The organism is Clostridium sp. D33t1_170424_F3 (assembly GCF_015667585.1).
Taxonomy (GTDB): domain Bacteria; phylum Bacillota; class Clostridia; order Oscillospirales; family Acutalibacteraceae; genus Anaeromassilibacillus.
This window is the reverse complement of sequence record NZ_JADPEG010000011.1, coordinates 83,308-99,640: the sequence shown is the minus strand read 5'-3', so window position 1 is coordinate 99,640 and position 16,333 is coordinate 83,308. Positions and strand designations below refer to the sequence as shown.

The following is a 16,333-nucleotide window of genomic DNA, read 5'->3' as shown; positions in this document are numbered from 1 at the left end:
CCCTTAAAACTCGTCGTCAAACGTGAACTCAAAGCTGACGCCATCATCTTTTTGCTTGTTATACATGTTCTTGATGGCGCAAAGCTCCCCGGCCTCGTCCACGAGCGCGGCCTCGTTGATAATCCTGCCGGGGAGGTCCGCCTTTGGAATGGTGACGGTGTAGCGCGCCGTAGTAGCGACGGGGTATGTTACTCCGTCGATGGGATAGCGCGCGATTTCGTTGTTGAGCGCGGTCTGCGTCTCAAGGGGAGAAGTGGGGTTCCCGGAGCCGTCCACGCCGCCGTCGCCGAACGAAATGTGCGTAATTTTGGGTATGGTGCTGATGGCTCCGCTGGTGATTTTGGCGAGGTTCTCTCGCCGTTTGTTGGTGATTACGCTGGTTTCAGCCATTGTCAAATATCCTCCTTTTCAATCTTTGCATTCAGCTTTCGGGAGCCGTCCAAAAGGACCGCTCCATCGAGCCGGTACATGCTGTCCATCGTTATTGTGCCGGTGATGCCCTGCGGCTGCCTAAAGCTCGCCTCAAAGGCGGCGGAACGGTAAAATAGGCCGTTGCCGTTGTGGGCCTCTGTGTGGGCCGAGAACGCCTCGAGCCTGTTTGAGGGGTTATTCCTTATAGGCATAGGAGAAAGTACGAGAGAGGGCACTCTGGCGGCCCTGTGCGCCACGAAAGACGTTTCAAAAGAAACAGAGCGCAAGATAATCCCTCGGAACATCTGCGCGAGTGTCCAAGAGCCGTCGAGCGTCCGCTGCCCATCAAGGAATATCGGGACCGCCTTGCCGCCGTTGAATGCGCTGACGCCAACGCCGAACTTCCTGAATGTGAGCCGGGTTTTGTTTCTGAACCGGATAGGGAGCAATATGTCGTTGAACGCCACATTGAGGTGCGCCGGTATTCGCTTGAGAATTACGAACGTACTGTCCGCAAGGTTAAAGCGGTCGGAGATTTCTCTCGTGACCGATATTTCCACGGTCCCACCAACGAGGTCCACTGTTACGTCGCCAGAGGTAAAGGCGAGCATGAGCTCTTTGATTTCCTGCTCTCCAATGTGCCCGTTCCCGATAAAAAACGAGGCGACAAGCGCGCGGCGCTCCTCAAGGGTTCGTTTGCCCTCGTAGGTGATGTAGAGGAAATCCTCAAGCCGCGCTATGGTGGCCTCATCGGCCGTATTGACAAAGCAGTTGTTTACGGCGGTAACAATGTCGCCCTGCACGCCGTCAAGCTCTCGACCGAGCGCGTGCCAAATCGCGTCCATTTCCAAAACTTCTCGATACCATACCGGGTAAAACGTCTTGAGCTCCTCGTAATTGCCGCTGGGTGCGTTATCGTACAATCTCATTGAGCGTCACCTCCCGCAGCACGGCAACCTGCGTCTCCCGAACCTCGATGTTTTCGGCCGCCCCGTTGAACGTGAGGTTTGAGTAGTCCAAAAGGGACGGCAACGCCGCCAGCCGTGCGCCGATAGCGGAAATGCGTACCACTATCGGAACATCGTCCGGGGTGTCAAGCGCAAGCCCCTTGAGGTATTCGGTGATGGCCTCGGTTGCCTGCGCTGTGGCCTCCGCTTTCGTGGAGGTGCTTGCAATCAAGGCGGAAAAGGAAACGGAGATGTGAAGCGCCTCCGCTGCGGCGGCCGCAAAATGCGCGCCGATATTCGCCGTCCCATTCCCGAGGCCGTCCCCAATGGGGATTGTTTTGCCTCCGTATTCTACGGTTCCGCCGCGCGTGATAGGGTCAATATAAACCTGTACGCGCTCCACGACCGGTTCCGCCGCAGGGGTGCCGTCTCCGCCGAGCAGCACGCCCATGACGGTGTTTTCGCCCGCAAAGAGCGGAATAATCCGGGCCCGGCCGACGCCGCTGACCTCCTCGCACCACGTCTTGTAATGCTGCCGGTTGCCGTTCTCGGCCGGTCCGGCAATTTTCTCGCGTATGCGCTGCCGGTAGTCCTCATCGCCCTCAACGTCTACCCCCGGCTCGATGAGCGGGCCGAAAGCAGCGGCGGCGAGGCCGCCGATATTGTTGACCGGGACGGCCGGGGTGCCAGCCTCAATGATGTTTGTTCCGGTCCCGACGTCCTCCGCTTCGAGCCGGAACTGTCCGTCAACATTCCGCAAGGTAAAATAAAGGCCCTCGGCAAAAAAACGCTCGCCGACGGCCGGTTCCGCTCCCTCGTAGGTAAGCCCATACCACGCAGAGGTAGCCGGGTTCCTGTAAATGCCATATTCTGCGCCCTTTTGGTCGAGGTACTCGCCAACAGCCGTCTCGATGAACACGAGGTCAAACGCTGTCCGTAGGTCGGCATAATAGCTCGCTATCTTGAAGCAGGCCCCGGCAACGGCGTCATAAAATATGCTGCCTTGCCTGATGTCAACGCCGGGCGGCGCGGCCGCGAGTGTTTCTGCCAAAATATTTTCATAGGTTTTGTCCTCAAACAATTCATATCACCTCCTCAACGACGGTTTCCCCGAAAATAGTCTTTGCCTTGAATTGGATAAAGGCCCGTTCATCAGCGAAAGAGAACGCAAAGTCGTAAACGTCCAAAATGCGGGTGTCCGGCGAGAGCGCGTCTTTCACTATCCGGGGCATATCTGCCTCTATGAACTCCGGCGTCGCGTCTCCTGCTATGACCGTTTCCTTTATCTCGCTGCCGTACTGATTGTCGTAGATGAGGCAGCGAAAGCGCGGGGTAGCGAGGGCTTTCCGTATAGCCTGATTGACGGCCTCAAGGCCGTCTACCACGCCAACAATTCGCCCCCTATCGAGGTCGAGGCGATATGTGAGCGAGGGCTGCTCCTGTTCCTGTTCTACTTCCCCGATGGGGAAAGGCAATGTTACGCCCATTCGCTACGCCTCCCTGTCTAAAATGTAATATTTTTTGCCGTGATTAAAGCTCAAGATAAAGACCTTTTCGCCTGCCTTGAGCCCGTTGTATACCGTCATGGCCGCCCCGTAGATATTGAACGTGGCGACATTGTGGACGTGCGCGCCCTCGGTATCGGGGTGGTCGTGAGCGCCGTCTCCGGCCGTGTGGCCTCCGTGCTCTCCGCTATTCCCGTGTGGGTGCGTACCCTGACCGCTGCGAGTGACGCTGTTGATGGTCCCTTTCCCGAGCTGAATGTCAATCGTGGTCGTATAGGTTGAAAGGTGCCGGGGCAGGCAGATAATGTTTTGCGTGAGCACGAGCTTGTCGTCATTCTCCACCTGTATCTTGAGCGGGCTGGCGGAAATAACCGTCCCGCGCAGCACCTCGACGGCCTCCGGGACCATTTGCTGAAAAAGCTGCTTGAGGCTTGTGGCCTCTTGTGTCTGCTCAATATTCATGCTCCGGCCTCCTTTACTTCGATACCGTGCTGGCGTCTACCCAGCCATAGACATTGCTGCTGCCCTCCACGCTGGTATAAGCGCCGCCGATGAGGTGGTAAGGGTGTTTCGCTCCCTTTGCGACGAGCGTACATTTTGCCGGTCCGCCTTTGCGCGTGCCGCCCGTGGGGGAACCCGCCGTAGAGCTGACATAGTGAAGCCCGCCCGCGAACTGAACGATGTCACCGGCCTTGATGTCCGCCGTCGCCGCTTTTTGTGCGGTCTTTTGTCGGTCGAGGTCTGTCGCAATCGAGAGCTTGAGGTTCATGCTGTGGTATTCTCCCTGAAATGAGTGCGCGTCCTCCTCGACGTAGTACGTTTTGGAGATACCGAGCTCTTTTATGATAATGAACACGCCAACGCCAGTAACGACATCGGTTAGGCCGAGCGCATTGACGGTGAGGGCGCGCTCCGGTTTGTTGTTCTCCTCGAGCGTCGTTTTTACGAGCTCATTGAGCTGCGCGGTGTTCATTTCCTCATCGGCCGTCTCCACGTCCTGAAAGACGCCAACTTTTTTCTCGAGCGCGCTGTCCACCGCCTGCGCGAGGACCTCGCCCTCTTTGGATAGCAGCTTAATCCGAGTTTTCACCTTTTCAATGCTCTTTGTGAGCCGGTATTCCTCAAGGTTGACGCCGGTTTCGATTACCCATTGAAGAATGTTCTCCCGGCGCTCCAAAAGCCGCATTTCGTCCCCAACGCAAAGGGGATAATAGCGAATGCCTGCGGCCTTATAGGTGAGGCTCAAGGCGTCGCAAATGGTGTCCCACGCGGTTGTTCGCGGCTTTGTGAGCTCCGGGATTTGATAGGAGGTATCTGCCACGGCCCCGTAAGGTATTCCGAACCGCTTGCAGCAATCCGCAAATATCGCAGAGGCGGTAGCGGACGTATAGTTGAACGTGTCCTTGTTATTGGCAAGGTATATGCCGTTGTCGTAGGCCGTCGCCGTCATGGTCTTTGCTCGGGATTGCTCCTGCTGCATGAACAGCCCACGGAAAAGCTCCACGCCGTTCCAGTAAAAAATGCACTGATGGCCCTGCTCGACGTCGAGGCCCGTTCGGGTATGGCCGTACCCGTCGTCGTCGATAAAGGTCACAGAAAGCGAGCGAGCGGCCGAGCCTTTTCGGCCCGACCACTTCACGCTCGATACCAACTCGCTCATATCATGGCTCGTGTCGCCCTTGACGACAATCAATTTCAGGCCGCTCATGCTGGCATTTTCAAAACCTGCCCGGCATAAATCAGGTTCGGATTTTTAATCTTATCCCGGTTCAGGTTATAAATCTCCGTATAGCGGCTGCCGCTGCCGAGGTGCGCTTTGGCGATATTCCATAAGCAATCGCCGCGCTTTACCGTATAGGTAGACGGCTGCACTCGGTTGTCGGTGCGGGTGTTCGTATCGGCGGGCAGGGTGGCCTTTTTGGTCGGTTTATCGACCTTTACCTGCCGCGCCGATACTTCTCTGTATTCCTTGAGCGTGAGCGAGTAATAAAGTGTCCCAACGTCGCCGCCCTGCTCGCTGCACTGGAAGTCCTCTATGGTACAGTGCATATTGAAGCCGGTGCCGGTGACTAAAAAATGGACGGGTTTTTTGCTGTTTTTCCAGTCCCAAATCTTTTTGGCGAGCGTCGCGGGCGGCGTGAGGCTGTTCACCTGCACGCCGGGGAACCGCGCCGCCGGGAAAAAGCAAGAAAACGAGATAACCGCTGCCGGGCGGTCCTGCATGATGGTGATTTCACCGAGCCCGGATATATCGACGCTCGTATTCTTGCCTCCCATCTTAACCTCGATTTTTTCGGGGTGGACCGGGAGACGCAGCTTTTCCTTTTCGCCGTTGGCGGTTATCCACATTTGGTAATTAGAACTCATAGGCCAAGTCTCCCTCCTCAAATATTTCTTGCCGTAGAATGCTCATCAGGACCGGCCGGATATACTCAATTACGACCTCGACAACCTCCTCTTTGGAGCTGCCTTTGCCGATTTTCAGCTCTCCGGCCCCTTTGAGCTCAAGCGTGATGTTGCGGTCCTCGCGGCTGTACTCGTCGTAATGGCCGGTCGGCAGGTCCGGCGCGTCAATCTCGAGCGCGCGGTCCTGAATAGAGCCGAGGAGCTTCTCCGTTTCCGATGTGGGGAACACTGTGCTCCCGCCGCGTCCAACGATAAGCTCCGGCCCCTCCTCGCCAGCGAGGAACACGTCCTCGGCGGCCAGAGTACCGGCCGCATAGCCGGGGATTTCGGCGCTCGGGTTATAGGTGTAGCTTCCGCTTACGCTGATATTTGCCTTGACGGGGATATTCGCATAGGTCCCTTGCTCGAGCCGCTCCTTGAGCGTGGCAAGCAAGTCTCCGCCAGAGTTTTCCACGAGGTACTTGTTCATGTCCATGCCCTTTGCAATGGCCTCGGGAACGCCGCCAAAATCCTTTTGCGCGGTTTCAATCATTTCGACGTATTTGGGGTCACTTTCCGAAAGCATGGAGCCGATGAGCAGGTAGATACTCTCCATATCGCCCGTGAGCGCGCCAATGGAGGCAATGTCCATAATTCCCATTGCAATTCCCTCGGGGACCGCTTTGCCTGCTGCGGTGTACTCGTCGGCAATCGCCATGAGCTCCTCTTGCGTGGGCTTGAGCTGGTTGAACAGGTTTTCCACGTTTTTGCGCGTCTCGCGGGGTAGCTCTACCGCCTCCCATGCGTCGCCGAGTAGCCACGTTAGATTGAACTCGTCTCCAAGCAGGCCGTTCGGATTATCCATTGCATGGAACTGGAACTCAAGCTGCTCCTTGAGAGCCTGAACGATTTTCTCCGCCTCCGGGGCGAGGTCCTCGCCGTAGGTGTCGGAAATAGTCTGTAACTGGAAGTTGGTCGCTTTGAGCTCTATGGCATTCACCTGCGAATTGAGCTGGTCCTCAAGGTATGCCATCTCCGTATCAAATGTCGTTTGGTCGATGTATCCCTCCTTGAGTTGGAGCCGCAGGTTTGAGGCGAGGTCAACATAGCTGTCCTGATAGGTTTTTGTAACCGTATCTACCTCCTCCTGAATGGCCGTTTGCAGCTCTTGGTAGGTTTCCGGGGTAAGCTCCGCGCCGGAGAACTGCACGCCAATGAGGTCCAGTTTGCTCTCGAACTGCGTCTCGGCGAGCATGTTCGCCATGTTTGCCATTTGCGCTTGCAGCTCGGTAATCTCTTTTACCTCGTCAATGTCGAGCAGGCCGTCCTCGAACGCCTCGTTTACTTTCTCTTGGAGCTTGGTGCCGAGGTCCGCTATATCCTGCTGATACTTGCTAAAGAACCCGTTGAGGTTCTCTTTCATCTGCGCGCCGGTTTCGTCGTCTCCGGCGAAAAAGTCCAGCGCGAGATTAAGCTGATACTGCTTGCTCTGTAAAAGGCTCTGCGTGTCCGCGATAAAGGAAGTGACCGCGCTGCGGTATTCCTGTTTCTCGGTGTCGTTGAGCTCGAGGCCAACGCTCACTTTCCAATGAGCGCGGTCCATTACGTCAATGGCGTCCTGAATGCCCTCGGAGAGGCTCTCCACCTCATCAAGCGCCCGCATGGATTTTTCGAGCTTTCCGAATGTGTCGGTTCGTATAATGCGCTTCGCTACGCCGTCGAGCTCCTCGGCAGAGAGTGTTATCTCGCCAAAGTGCTCGGCGAGGTCCGCTTTCTCCATCTTTTTGGCCGCCTTGTAGCAGGCAACACCGATGGCGACGACCGCCGTGGCAATGGCCGTGATAATGCCGACCGGGCTCGCAAGGAACGCGAGGTTAAAAGTCTTGAGGGCTCCGGCTACGCTGGTAATGCCGGTCGCCACTTTATGCGTTACAATAGCCGTGCCGATGGCCGCGAGGGCGGTGGAAACGAGGTCCGGGTTTTTCCTGACCCATTGCAGTACCGGCTTTGCAATTCCCCAAATGGTCTGAATGGCCCCTCCGAGGACGCTGAAAGCCGTCTGCACGCCAGAGGATATATCGTCAATGTTATCGGCTACGAACTCGAAAATCGGCAGCAGGGCGTCAACAACGACCTCTCCGATGTTGATTTTCGCAACCTCCCAAGCGGCCTGCATTTTTTGGAGTTTCCGGCTCATGCCGTCCTCCATTGTGCCGAACGCCGCGTCGGTGGCTCCGGCCGCGCTTTGCATTTCCGTCATGGCCTGCGTGAACTTTTCCGTGCCTTGCCCGGTGAGGGAAAGGACCGCGTTGCCTGCCTCGACAGAGCCGAAAAGGTCATTGACGCCCAATCCGGTGTCGATGGCGTGCTGCTCAAGAAGCTGGAACGCCTCCTGCATATTTCCGCCTGCGGAAATGAACTCTTTGAAGCTCTTTCCGGCGAGTTTTTTGAACGTCTTGTCGGTTTCCGTGCCGGATTTCGATAGCTCAACGATGGCCTGCCGGAGCTGCGTCGTAGCAACGCTTGTCGGAATGCCCTGTGCCGTCATAGCTGCGAGTGCTGCGGAAATGTCGGTAAACGCTACGCCCGCCCCGACCGCCGTGGGAACGACGTTGTAGAGCGAGCCAGCAAGCTCTCCGAACGTGGTCTTGCCGAGCTTTACGGTGGTGAACATCAAGTCGCTTGCCATCTGCGCGGAGAGTGCGTCCTCGCCGTATGCGTTGACTACGGAGGAAAGGCCGTCCACGGCCGTCTCAAGCGTGGTAACGCCTCCGACCGCCGCCTTGTTTGCCGTCTCGAGGAAGTCAAATACAGTGTCCTGCGAGACGCCTGCGGAAAGGGCCTGATAGAGCGCCGGTACGGTTTCCGTCGTGAGAGTGCCCATCTCTTTCGAGAAGTCTTTGACGTCCGCCTGCATTTTGTTCATAGCGTCGGCGGAAATACCGGGCAGCAGGGTATAAACCTCATTCATGCTGCTCTCGAATGTGACGGCCGCGCTCGCGCACTCTTTTCCAAACTGGACGATTTTGGCCGTAGAAAAGGCGGCGGCCGCAGCCGTCGCCACTTTTTTGAATGTACCTGTGAGGCTGTTTCCTCTGCGGTCAATGCCTGATAACGTGTTGCTTATCCGGTCCTGTGCCTCGAAAATTGCTGTGAGTGTGGCGGTTGCTGACATTATTTCCCTCCTTTCCTGCGAGGTTTTTTAGCTGGTGATGATGAACGACGCTCCATAGCGCGCACTATTTTGTCGAGCGGGTGGACGGGGCTCTGCTGCGCGGCAATCTCGGAGGCGATATAGGCGAGCTTTCGTTTTCTTGGCATGGCCGCGAACTCCTCCATGCGGAGCCCGCGCCGCTGCCATAGAATGTGCGCCCAACGGAACTCCGGGTCGCCGCCCTCGCCTCCGTCCCCGCCCAATATTAGTTTTTTGCGTCGTCAATGAGCTCGTCGTCGTCCTTGTCGATGAGGCCGAGAACCTGTGCAACCATTCTCGAGGCGTAGGTGTAGTCGGCCGGTTTGCGGAACAACTTGCGCGGCATTTCTGCGGCGTCATAGCAGCCGTAAAAAGCCATGAGGTCTTTGTCGTGCATATCGGGGAATACGAACGCCTCCGACATGATTTTGTCGTTCGCGCCCTCGGCGTCGTAATCTGTGGTGAAAACGACCTCGCCGTTGGCAATGATGGGCTTGCTCTTTTTATCAACCGCCATTTTGCGGGTACGGTAGGCGTTGCGAATGCGGTTGATTTCCTCCGTCTCGAGTACCCGGATTTTGAACGGAATAGGTTTCCCGTCCTCGCTTTTGAATGTATCGGTTCCGGGGACCTCAACAATCTCGTCCTTTTTGAGCTCCTCAAGCATAAAGAACTTCAAGTTTCCGTTTGCCATGAATATAACCTCCTGTAAAAAGAATGGGCCCCTCAGAACGAGGGGCCGTTGTTACACAATCCCGTATGCGCCGAACTCGACCTCGTCCTGCACGAGGTCGCCCTCGCTGTCGAGAGACATGAGGGGCAGGTCGCCGGTGAGCACGCAGCCCTCGCAGGTAACGACGTCGCTGCCGTTGCTCTCGTAGTAGTCGCTGTTGGCGTCGTCCTGAATGCCCTGAATGACGAACTCCGGCGTCGCGCCGGTGCTCTCATATTGCTTGATGGCGTCCTTAATCCACGGGGTGGATTTGTACTCCGTGATGGTGCCGGTGACGTCGCGGCCGAGCCAGCGACGGCTCAATCCGCGCTCGCCGAGCGCCCGGCTCTCGGAAACATCAGGCGTAAACACGACCTCGAACTTAACCGCGTCGAGGACCTTATTCCCGTTGATGAAAACCTTTCCCTCACGGAGGCTCATACGTCTCCTGTTAGTTGCCATATCGTTTTTACCTCCTATCTTGTCTTGATGGTAAAGAACAGCTTTTCGGCGCTGTCCACGGGTTCGAGCCCGACGGTGAAATAGGTTTGGTCGCCGGTGCTCGCGCCACGGTCAACGAGGAAATCGTTGTCGTAGTCCACATTCTTGAGGGCCCCGGCCTCAAAGAACTGCTTGAGCAGCGTCCGGCCAATGCCCTCCATGATGTCCCAGCCGGTCGGGCTATTGTCGTACTTGTTCGGCGGGAAATTGAGCATGACCGCCTCTCCGAAAGTGTCGAACACGCGGAGCACGCGGTTCTTCCGGTAGGTCGCGTCTTTGGGTTTGTCGAACGTCACAAGGGAATTGATGTCGTATTCCACAACTACGTCCCCCTCCTCCGAGTAAGAGAAAAAGAGCTCTCCGTTGTTGATGGCCGCCACGGCTGCCGCGTGATTTTTCACTCCAACAATGCCGGTCGCGCCGCTGTACTTTGCGTAGGTGTTGCTCTTGGTATTAAGCGCCGCCGCGTCGATACCCGCAATCCAAGCGGTAGCCTGCGCGGGTGTGAGCTCCACGCCGTTTACAATGGGCGCGTTCGTGACGTTGATAATCCCCTCATAGTCGGCGTCAAAACCGGGAATGACCGCCTTGCGGTACTTGCCGACCTCCTCGCGGAGATACTTAATTTTGGTCTTGACGGCTTCATGCAATGCGACGTTGCTGCCGCCGCCCTCCTCGGAGCCGGTTTCTGCCGCAAGAGGGAACGCCATTGTGTTCCACTTGACGCTCTCGGCCTCATCAAGGAAAGTGGTAATATCAGAATTGGACGCGCTGCCGTCCGTTCCTCCAACGAGGCTGACGCCTGCGGCGGCGGCGAGCTCTCCGGTGCCGGTGAACTCAATCCAGCCATCCTCCTGTGCCGCGAGTGCCGCCACGTCTGCGACGCCCTCGTGCTCGGAAACAACATCAGCGCCGAGATAAACGGTCACGTCAAAACCACTGGACGGGTTTGCGACAATAGAGAACTTGAGGTCGTTTCCGCGAGAGCCGCCGTATGCTGCGGTCGCGGTGAGCGTCCCGCTGCTCGCGGTCGCGCGCGCTCCCTGCTTCGGAATGTAGAGGATAACCTCGCGCGCGTTTTTCAGCGCCTCTCGAATGAGAAGCATACTCGGATTATCGTCATAGACGCTATAACCGAGCTTTTCGATGTTGGCGTCGGGGCTGCCGCTGGTAATCGTGATGAACTGCTTTTCCGGGCCGTAGCTATGCCCGATGAGCGGGAGGAGAACAGTGCCCCTCTCGCCAATGCCGAGAGTGTCCTGCCGGGTGCTTTCAAAGTTGATGTAGGTCCCCGGCCGGACCTTTCCGGCAAGTTTGTCAAAGGTTCCGCCTGCCATTATTTATTGACCTCCTTTTTGTCGGTTTTCGTGGAGGAAATGGCTTTGTTTTGCCATTTCTCAATGTTTGAGCGCATTTCCGCTACGGAAAAGGTGCCAGCGAGCCCGTGCGTCGCGCCGTCAAAGGTACTGACAGTCACGCCGAACAGCTTGTAGCATTCCTTGCGGAGCCGCGCAATGGTGAACTTTGGAGGCGTCGGCGCTGCGGCTGCCTTGATTTCGCTGGCCCCAGCCGCCTCCGTGCTCGATTTGTTGCTCATGGAAATACCTCCTGTCTGTTGGTGTCGGCGCGCGTAGCTTTGATTTGTGCCACGGCCTCGTCGTATGCGCTTTTGTTGTGCATATCGAGGTCATAGACCATCATCTTTTGCGCGTCCGGGTCATTATACGGGCGCGGGCTGCTCCAATAGAGAGCGAGCTGGACCGCGCTCGGTTTCCCATCGAGGTTCTTGAGCTCCGGGTCTTTGAGCCGGAACCCCTTTCCGGTCTGTTCTCCGGCTTTGTCGATGAGCGGGATAAGATTGCGTGCCGCCTTAATGGCGGTGAGAACGGAAAGAGCGAGCTCATGTGCCGGGCGCGCGTTCACATGGAATACCTTGATGTACCATGCGTAGTCGAGCGAATAGGTTGAAAAAGTCTCGCCCCTCGTCTCAATTTCAGGTGCCGGGAAGTAGATGGACGGGACCAAAAACCCCTCCGGCAACCGGTCGTAATAAGGTGCTGCTCCCGCAGCGTTATCGAGCACAAATCGCATAATGCTCGCTATCTCTTGCTCGAGCAAGCCATCACCTCCCTCAAATAAACTCACTGAAATACTTTTCGAGCCACTCCTCGAGCTTTTCAGCCAGCAACTCCGGGTAAACCCTTTCGAGTATGCGGAGGGCGCTCTCCCAATAGTGGGAGCCCTCTACCCATTGCTGCTTGAGGACCATGCCGGTGTTTGCGCCTTTTTCGTAGATGAACCTGTCTCCCTGCCAGCGGCCCGGTACAAACCGGACGGCTACGCCTTTTTTGTTGGTCCAGTGTCCATCGTTGACGTAGGTGGCATACTCGAGGTTCGTTCCCACCTCAAGGGAGACGCGGCTCTCGTCCATTTCCCAAATGTTGTTTTTGTCGCCCTTGTGAAAGCTGGCGAGCAATTCGCGGGTGTCTACCACTTTCCGCCGGATTATCTCGTCCTCCAAAATGCGGAGAAACTCGTAGCCGAGCCCCTCCAAAAAGTGTTGGAGCTCCTCTTTGAAGTCCCCGCCTGCCGCCTGTCGTAGCAGGGTGAAAAACCTGTCAAAATCGCCGAAATCAATGTGAACGTCCGAGCGTGCCATTATAGCGGCTCCTGTTGGCCGGTCCGGCGCAAAAGCACCGTGACGTGGTGGCCTCTGATATTCCTCGGGACTTCGGCGGTGTACTCGTAGCCGCTGGTGCGGTCTACAATTTTGTCGTTGAGGCGGACATCGGTTCCAGTAGGGAGAACGAGCTTGAGCTTTGCTTCAAGGTTCGCCTGCGGGTCTGCCTGCACGACGGCGACGGTGGAATGTGTTACTCCAAAATGGCAGGGGACAGAGGATAGGTCCGGCTGTTCCGGGTAACTGAATGACGGTGAGGAGGGCAGGTTGTAGCCCGGCGACGTATCGCTGCACTGGATATGATAGATGTCGCAAAGGTGGTCCAGCAGAGTTTCAAATGCCATAGCGTCTCCCTCCTTTAGAGCTTTCGGAGCTTCATCGTGACGCCGCTCCGCGCCTGCACGAGAACAAAGTCGTCGAGGAGGGGCCCAAGGTCCAGCGCGTCGAGTTTCGGCGCATTGGTGTCCGAGAGCGTATAGGAATAGTCGTCGAACGTCTCGCTCTTGAGCCTGCGTTCTCCCTCCACGGCGTTGTAGGCGTAAACCTCCGCTACGAGGATAACGGCCGTTTTGACCGCCTCCGGGATTTGCGGGTACTTCGTGTTGTCGTCGAAACGGTTGTTCGTGTAGCTGATGATGTACTGCTCCGCGCGGGTAACGTCGATTTTCAGCTTTTCATCAGTGCGGTTTTTGACGGCCTGAAAATCAGAATATGCTTTGATGTCTGCGGGCGTCGCCCACGGCCGTTCTGCCATGTCAATCGCCTCCTTTACTCGGAGCCGCCGTCGCCCTCATTGCTGCCGCCGGTGAACTGGCTGGCGGGGTCGTCGTCGTTGGCTCCGGCCTGCGCCGCCTCAATGCGCTCGAGGATTTCCTCTTTCTTGGAGGCTCCGTCAAGGTCAATGTCATTGGTCTTGGCGTATTCCTTGAGCTGCGCGACGGTCATTGTGCCGAGCTTTGTGATGGTGCCGGTTGTGTTCAACTCCGGCTGCTCCTCGGCAGCGTTCAGCTCCACGACCTCGAAAAAGCCAGAGGCGACGGCAGCATTGGCCGTCGCCTCGTCCTTTACGGTGACATAAGGTTTCTCTTTGGTCGCAGACACAACGCCGGTGTAGGAGCGCGCCTTTTTGAGTTTCAGTTTAATCATAGCGGGTTCTCCTCCTTACAGGGCGGCGAGGCCAGTGATGATGGCGGTCGCGTCCGTCTCCTCGATGATAGCGTCAAAATCAAAATGCACGACGTAGAAACGCTTATCCTGCATAATGGCCTCTTTGCCCTCGGTGGTCTTGCGGATAATCACACCGTAGGTATTTACGACAATGAGGTTCTGCGGGTTGGTGAGGATAATTTTGTCGTCGGGCATGGAGGGAACCTCAACGGCCGGGATAGAAACAGGGTTCTCCACGCGCCGGTCGCTGATGATACCTCCGACGGTGATGGCCTTGTCGAGGATATACCGCTCCCATTCCTGACGGCGGTGCGGAGACATCAGCCAGCGCAGCGCGCCGTTGTTATACTTGTTCGGCAGGGAGCGCAGGCAATCGTAGAACACGTCAACGCTCATGGCTCCGGCGTTCTCGGAGGTGCGGTCAACCACATGGCCGTCGCCCATAATCTGCTTTACCCAGCCGTTGTTGATGGTGAGGAACTCTTTGTCGGCGTCCTCGGTGGCATATTCCGCGTCGCCGTTAATGCAGAGGTCCTCGCGGTCAATGCCAATCTGGCGGGTCATAAGGTTGGTAATGGTCGCCTCGAGGCCCTGCCCCTCGATATTCTCGCGGAGGGTTTCCTCGGTGATTTCCCACGGCAGGCGGACGGCGGTGGTAGCATACTCAACCGCCCCAAAGTTAGGCTTTGCGCGGTAGCCGTCGTCGGTGTTCTCGACCTTTTTGCGGAGAATGCGGGAGGCGATACCGATTTTGTCGATTTCGCCGCTCTTGGCCCGGCGCATTTCGTGGCGGACGAGGGCGGAGAGAGGGGTTGCCTCAAAAGTCTGCTGCATGAACCGCTGCGCCTGTTCCGGGTTCAGCAGGCCGGAAGTGACGCCAGTGGTGGTGAGCGTCTCATTGGCCTTTCTGATGATATTTGCGTTGTTAGGCATGATAAAATATCCTCCTTTTTCTGATTAGAGAATACCGGCCAGATAGTGCGGGCCGGACTTCTCGATGGGTTTTGTGTCGTTCAGGTTGCTCGCAATGCCGCGCGCCTTGAGCAGCGGCTCGAGCGCCTTGTTCACGGTTTCAGAGACAACCTCCTCGAGGGTGGCCTTTGTGACGGGCTCCTCTGCGGCGGGTTCCTCCTCAATAAGGCCGCACGCGACAAGAGCCTTTTGTACGGCCTTTTCTACGGTGGTCTCAATGTCCGGGGCGGCCTCCGGCTCTGCGGGCTGCTGCGCGGGCGCTGCGGCCGGAGCTGCGGTTGCGGGGTCTGCTTCTTTGGCGACAATGCCTGCCGCCTCAAGCGATTTCTTTACCGTCTCCTCAACGAGGGCGGTGATTTCAGGATTGTTCATATCGGTGTTTTCCTCCTTTTCGATGGTGTCGCTCTCCTCGTCCTCGTCAAACGCAGTTTTGAAGTCGGAGAGAGCTTGGCAAATATCGTCGAGCTTTTTCTTGTTCGCGCTCGACATCTTTTTTCCCGCCTTTGTGACGGGCAGGGCGACAGCCTTAACGATGGCCTCCGGTTCTCCCGCGAGAATGTTTGTCACGATGATAGAGAAGTCAGAAAGAGCCTCCGTAATGGTGTCGTGGTCGCTGGTGAACACATAGCGGTCACCGCTCCAATCGTAGCGGTAGAGCACGTCCTCGAGCGCCCACATGGCGTTCCAAAACGCCGATGAGCGGGTGCTTTCGTTGTACTTGTCGAGGACCTCGCCCTTTTCGATGGGGTCGAGCCCCAATGCCTTTGCGAGCCTGTGGAGTAGGCTCTGTTTTTCAACCTTGTCCGGCGTGGCTGCCGGTGCGGCCGGAGCCGCTTGTTTGCTGATATTATCCAACTCGACGTCCTCCTCGCTGTATTTCCCGACGCCGCCCATAGATAGGCCGGTGATTTCGCCTTTCTGAACGGCGCTCCATACCTCCGCATTGTTGACCTCGACGGTCATAACCCATGTACCCTTTACGACTGGCTCGCCCTCGATTTCCATGTCGCAAGGAGCTACATAGTTTTCCACGACGGTCACGCCGTCTACGGCGTCAAAACTGTGCTGAATATCTACCTCGTCGCCGTTTTTCGCATACCAATACGCCGCCTTGCGGATTTCCGCCTCGGTCATAAAATTGCCGTGCGCGTCCTCGACGAGAGGCTCATACACAATCCCGGTAATGTAATGCGTGGCGTCGTCTACCTTGAGCAATTTCCCATAGGTGGAAAACTGCGCGCGGCCGTTCTCGGCTTTCGTGATGAGGAACTGGCGCTTGTTTGCGGCCTTGTCAACGAGACTGACGAACTGGATTTTTGCTTCGCTGATTTCGATTGCTTTTTGAACCTTTCCCATGCTGCGGTTTCACCTCCTTTCCGCTTGTGGGCGCATATCGCCGCGCCCTGCGAGATATTTGGACCACCTCCTTTCAATCCTCCGTGCGGCCGATAAACGTCATGTAGCTAAAACGTCTCATAACCAACACCTCCAATCTCAAGGGAATGGAAATATAAAAAGCGGCCGGATAAGCCGCTTTTTACCTGCGTATAAGGGCCGGGGCCGCGCGGCGGCCGGTCCGCTCAATCATGGCGACGGTGTAGGCGAGGCCCTGCTGGACCTCCTCTTGGCTGCGATAGAACCAGACCGTAACCTCGTCACATTTTCGATTGTCAAGCGCATTGAATGCCTCCATAAGCTCTCGGTCTGATACGTCCGTTTCTGCTGGGTCCGCAAACACGCGGTAAACCCTACGTTTGCATTTGGCATAGTCCTTTCGCTCGTCCGTAAGAACGCGCTTTTGCCATTTCTCCTTGACGCTTTTCTGCATGTCTTTCCCTCCTAAACCACGAGCAGCCACGA

Annotated in this window: 21 protein-coding genes; all 21 read right to left on the bottom strand. The window is 56.7% G+C overall.

What is annotated here, in order from left to right:
* Positions 1-3: 3 nt before the first annotated feature.
* The 21 genes from I4V53_RS09130 to I4V53_RS09030 all read right to left on the bottom strand — a co-directional run bounded on the left by I4V53_RS09130 (position 4) and on the right by I4V53_RS09030 (position 16,301).
* On the bottom strand, positions 4-390 hold the full coding sequence (locus I4V53_RS09130; RefSeq protein ID WP_195985389.1) for a phage tail-collar fiber domain-containing protein: 387 nt from the start codon (positions 388-390) through the stop codon (positions 4-6).
* Positions 391-392: 2 nt separating this feature from the next.
* Positions 393-1,340 carry a putative phage tail protein gene (locus tag I4V53_RS09125; RefSeq protein WP_195985388.1) on the bottom strand — a complete coding sequence of 316 codons (948 nt, stop codon included), beginning with the start codon at positions 1,338-1,340 and terminating at the stop codon, positions 393-395.
* Positions 1,324-2,439: a baseplate J/gp47 family protein gene (locus tag I4V53_RS09120; protein WP_195985387.1), complete on the bottom strand. Its 1,116-nt coding sequence runs from the start codon at positions 2,437-2,439 to the stop codon at positions 1,324-1,326. The genes I4V53_RS09125 and I4V53_RS09120 overlap by 17 nt, the downstream gene beginning before the upstream one ends.
* A gap of 1 nt (position 2,440) precedes the next feature.
* Complete coding sequence (locus I4V53_RS09115; RefSeq protein WP_195985386.1) at positions 2,441-2,845, bottom strand: DUF2634 domain-containing protein; 405 nt, start codon at positions 2,843-2,845, stop codon at positions 2,441-2,443.
* Between the two features lie 3 nt (positions 2,846-2,848).
* Positions 2,849-3,325 carry a DUF2577 family protein gene (locus I4V53_RS09110; protein ID WP_195985385.1) on the bottom strand — a complete coding sequence of 159 codons (477 nt, stop codon included), beginning with the start codon at positions 3,323-3,325 and terminating at the stop codon, positions 2,849-2,851.
* Between the two features lie 13 nt (positions 3,326-3,338).
* The gene (locus I4V53_RS09105) at positions 3,339-4,571 is read right to left on the bottom strand and encodes an XkdQ/YqbQ family protein (protein ID WP_195985384.1); all 1,233 of its coding nucleotides are present in this window, start codon (positions 4,569-4,571) and stop codon (positions 3,339-3,341) included.
* Complete coding sequence (locus I4V53_RS09100; RefSeq protein ID WP_195985383.1) at positions 4,568-5,230, bottom strand: LysM peptidoglycan-binding domain-containing protein; 663 nt, start codon at positions 5,228-5,230, stop codon at positions 4,568-4,570. The genes I4V53_RS09105 and I4V53_RS09100 overlap by 4 nt, the downstream gene beginning before the upstream one ends.
* Positions 5,220-8,423: a phage tail tape measure protein gene (locus I4V53_RS09095; protein WP_195985382.1), complete on the bottom strand. Its 3,204-nt coding sequence runs from the start codon at positions 8,421-8,423 to the stop codon at positions 5,220-5,222. Before I4V53_RS09095 ends, I4V53_RS09100 begins: the two co-directional genes overlap by 11 nt.
* Positions 8,423-8,569 (bottom strand): hypothetical protein, encoded by a 147-nt coding sequence (locus I4V53_RS09090; protein WP_195985381.1) that lies wholly within the window; start codon positions 8,567-8,569, stop codon positions 8,423-8,425. The genes I4V53_RS09095 and I4V53_RS09090 overlap by 1 nt, the downstream gene beginning before the upstream one ends.
* A gap of 98 nt (positions 8,570-8,667) precedes the next feature.
* Positions 8,668-9,135, bottom strand: coding sequence for a phage tail assembly chaperone (locus I4V53_RS09085; protein ID WP_195985380.1), 468 nt, complete (start codon positions 9,133-9,135; stop codon positions 8,668-8,670).
* A gap of 51 nt (positions 9,136-9,186) precedes the next feature.
* On the bottom strand, positions 9,187-9,615 hold the full coding sequence (locus I4V53_RS09080) for a phage tail tube protein (RefSeq protein WP_195985379.1): 429 nt from the start codon (positions 9,613-9,615) through the stop codon (positions 9,187-9,189).
* A gap of 14 nt (positions 9,616-9,629) precedes the next feature.
* A complete protein-coding gene (locus I4V53_RS09075; protein WP_195985378.1) occupies positions 9,630-10,991 on the bottom strand; it encodes a phage tail sheath subtilisin-like domain-containing protein in 1,362 nt (453 codons plus the stop codon).
* Entirely contained in the window at positions 10,991-11,251 is a 261-nt protein-coding gene (locus tag I4V53_RS09070; protein ID WP_195985377.1) for a YqzN/YkzM domain-containing protein, read from the bottom strand. Before I4V53_RS09070 ends, I4V53_RS09075 begins: the two co-directional genes overlap by 1 nt.
* Positions 11,248-11,745, bottom strand: a complete 498-nt coding sequence (locus tag I4V53_RS09065) for a hypothetical protein (RefSeq protein WP_195985376.1) — start codon at positions 11,743-11,745, stop codon at positions 11,248-11,250. The genes I4V53_RS09070 and I4V53_RS09065 overlap by 4 nt, the downstream gene beginning before the upstream one ends.
* A gap of 40 nt (positions 11,746-11,785) precedes the next feature.
* Positions 11,786-12,313 (bottom strand): HK97 gp10 family phage protein, encoded by a 528-nt coding sequence (locus tag I4V53_RS09060; RefSeq protein WP_195985375.1) that lies wholly within the window; start codon positions 12,311-12,313, stop codon positions 11,786-11,788.
* The gene (locus I4V53_RS09055) at positions 12,313-12,678 is read right to left on the bottom strand and encodes a DUF3599 family protein (protein WP_195985374.1); all 366 of its coding nucleotides are present in this window, start codon (positions 12,676-12,678) and stop codon (positions 12,313-12,315) included. The genes I4V53_RS09060 and I4V53_RS09055 overlap by 1 nt, the downstream gene beginning before the upstream one ends.
* A gap of 14 nt (positions 12,679-12,692) precedes the next feature.
* On the bottom strand, positions 12,693-13,088 hold the full coding sequence (gene yqbG, locus I4V53_RS09050; RefSeq protein WP_195985373.1) for a protein YqbG: 396 nt from the start codon (positions 13,086-13,088) through the stop codon (positions 12,693-12,695).
* A gap of 14 nt (positions 13,089-13,102) precedes the next feature.
* Positions 13,103-13,480 (bottom strand): SAP domain-containing protein, encoded by a 378-nt coding sequence (locus tag I4V53_RS09045; RefSeq protein WP_195985372.1) that lies wholly within the window; start codon positions 13,478-13,480, stop codon positions 13,103-13,105.
* Between the two features lie 15 nt (positions 13,481-13,495).
* Positions 13,496-14,434: a hypothetical protein gene (locus I4V53_RS09040; protein WP_195985371.1), complete on the bottom strand. Its 939-nt coding sequence runs from the start codon at positions 14,432-14,434 to the stop codon at positions 13,496-13,498.
* Positions 14,435-14,458: 24 nt separating this feature from the next.
* Complete coding sequence (locus tag I4V53_RS09035; protein ID WP_195985370.1) at positions 14,459-15,829, bottom strand: XkdF-like putative serine protease domain-containing protein; 1,371 nt, start codon at positions 15,827-15,829, stop codon at positions 14,459-14,461.
* A 181-nt stretch (positions 15,830-16,010) separates the two neighbouring features.
* Complete coding sequence (locus I4V53_RS09030; protein ID WP_195985369.1) at positions 16,011-16,301, bottom strand: hypothetical protein; 291 nt, start codon at positions 16,299-16,301, stop codon at positions 16,011-16,013.
* Positions 16,302-16,333: the final 32 nt, after the last annotated feature.

Excerpts from the sequence above, each read along its gene's own strand:
- I4V53_RS09055 (WP_195985374.1), bottom strand. The coding sequence starts at position 12,678 with ATGGCATTTGAAACTCTGCTGGACCACCTTTGCGACATCTATCATATC.
- I4V53_RS09070 (WP_195985377.1), bottom strand. The coding sequence starts at position 11,251 with ATGAGCAACAAATCGAGCACGGAGGCGGCTGGGGCCAGCGAAATCAAG.
- I4V53_RS09105 (WP_195985384.1), bottom strand. The coding sequence starts at position 4,571 with ATGAGCGGCCTGAAATTGATTGTCGTCAAGGGCGACACGAGCCATGAT.
- I4V53_RS09060 (WP_195985375.1), bottom strand. The coding sequence starts at position 12,313 with ATGGCACGCTCGGACGTTCACATTGATTTCGGCGATTTTGACAGGTTT.
- I4V53_RS09130 (WP_195985389.1), bottom strand. The coding sequence starts at position 390 with ATGGCTGAAACCAGCGTAATCACCAACAAACGGCGAGAGAACCTCGCC.
- I4V53_RS09035 (WP_195985370.1), bottom strand. The coding sequence starts at position 15,829 with ATGGGAAAGGTTCAAAAAGCAATCGAAATCAGCGAAGCAAAAATCCAG.
- I4V53_RS09040 (WP_195985371.1), bottom strand. The coding sequence starts at position 14,434 with ATGCCTAACAACGCAAATATCATCAGAAAGGCCAATGAGACGCTCACC.
- I4V53_RS09080 (WP_195985379.1), bottom strand. The coding sequence starts at position 9,615 with ATGGCAACTAACAGGAGACGTATGAGCCTCCGTGAGGGAAAGGTTTTC.
- I4V53_RS09065 (WP_195985376.1), bottom strand. The coding sequence starts at position 11,745 with ATGCGATTTGTGCTCGATAACGCTGCGGGAGCAGCACCTTATTACGAC.
- I4V53_RS09075 (WP_195985378.1), bottom strand. The coding sequence starts at position 10,991 with ATGGCAGGCGGAACCTTTGACAAACTTGCCGGAAAGGTCCGGCCGGGG.
- I4V53_RS09045 (WP_195985372.1), bottom strand. The coding sequence starts at position 13,480 with ATGATTAAACTGAAACTCAAAAAGGCGCGCTCCTACACCGGCGTTGTG.
- I4V53_RS09110 (WP_195985385.1), bottom strand. The coding sequence starts at position 3,325 with ATGAATATTGAGCAGACACAAGAGGCCACAAGCCTCAAGCAGCTTTTT.
- I4V53_RS09030 (WP_195985369.1), bottom strand. The coding sequence starts at position 16,301 with ATGCAGAAAAGCGTCAAGGAGAAATGGCAAAAGCGCGTTCTTACGGAC.
- I4V53_RS09125 (WP_195985388.1), bottom strand. The coding sequence starts at position 1,340 with ATGAGATTGTACGATAACGCACCCAGCGGCAATTACGAGGAGCTCAAG.
- I4V53_RS09085 (WP_195985380.1), bottom strand. The coding sequence starts at position 9,135 with ATGGCAAACGGAAACTTGAAGTTCTTTATGCTTGAGGAGCTCAAAAAG.
- I4V53_RS09115 (WP_195985386.1), bottom strand. The coding sequence starts at position 2,845 with ATGGGCGTAACATTGCCTTTCCCCATCGGGGAAGTAGAACAGGAACAG.
- I4V53_RS09090 (WP_195985381.1), bottom strand. The coding sequence starts at position 8,569 with ATGCCAAGAAAACGAAAGCTCGCCTATATCGCCTCCGAGATTGCCGCG.
- yqbG (WP_195985373.1), bottom strand. The coding sequence starts at position 13,088 with ATGGCAGAACGGCCGTGGGCGACGCCCGCAGACATCAAAGCATATTCT.
- I4V53_RS09095 (WP_195985382.1), bottom strand. The coding sequence starts at position 8,423 with ATGTCAGCAACCGCCACACTCACAGCAATTTTCGAGGCACAGGACCGG.
- I4V53_RS09100 (WP_195985383.1), bottom strand. The coding sequence starts at position 5,230 with ATGAGTTCTAATTACCAAATGTGGATAACCGCCAACGGCGAAAAGGAA.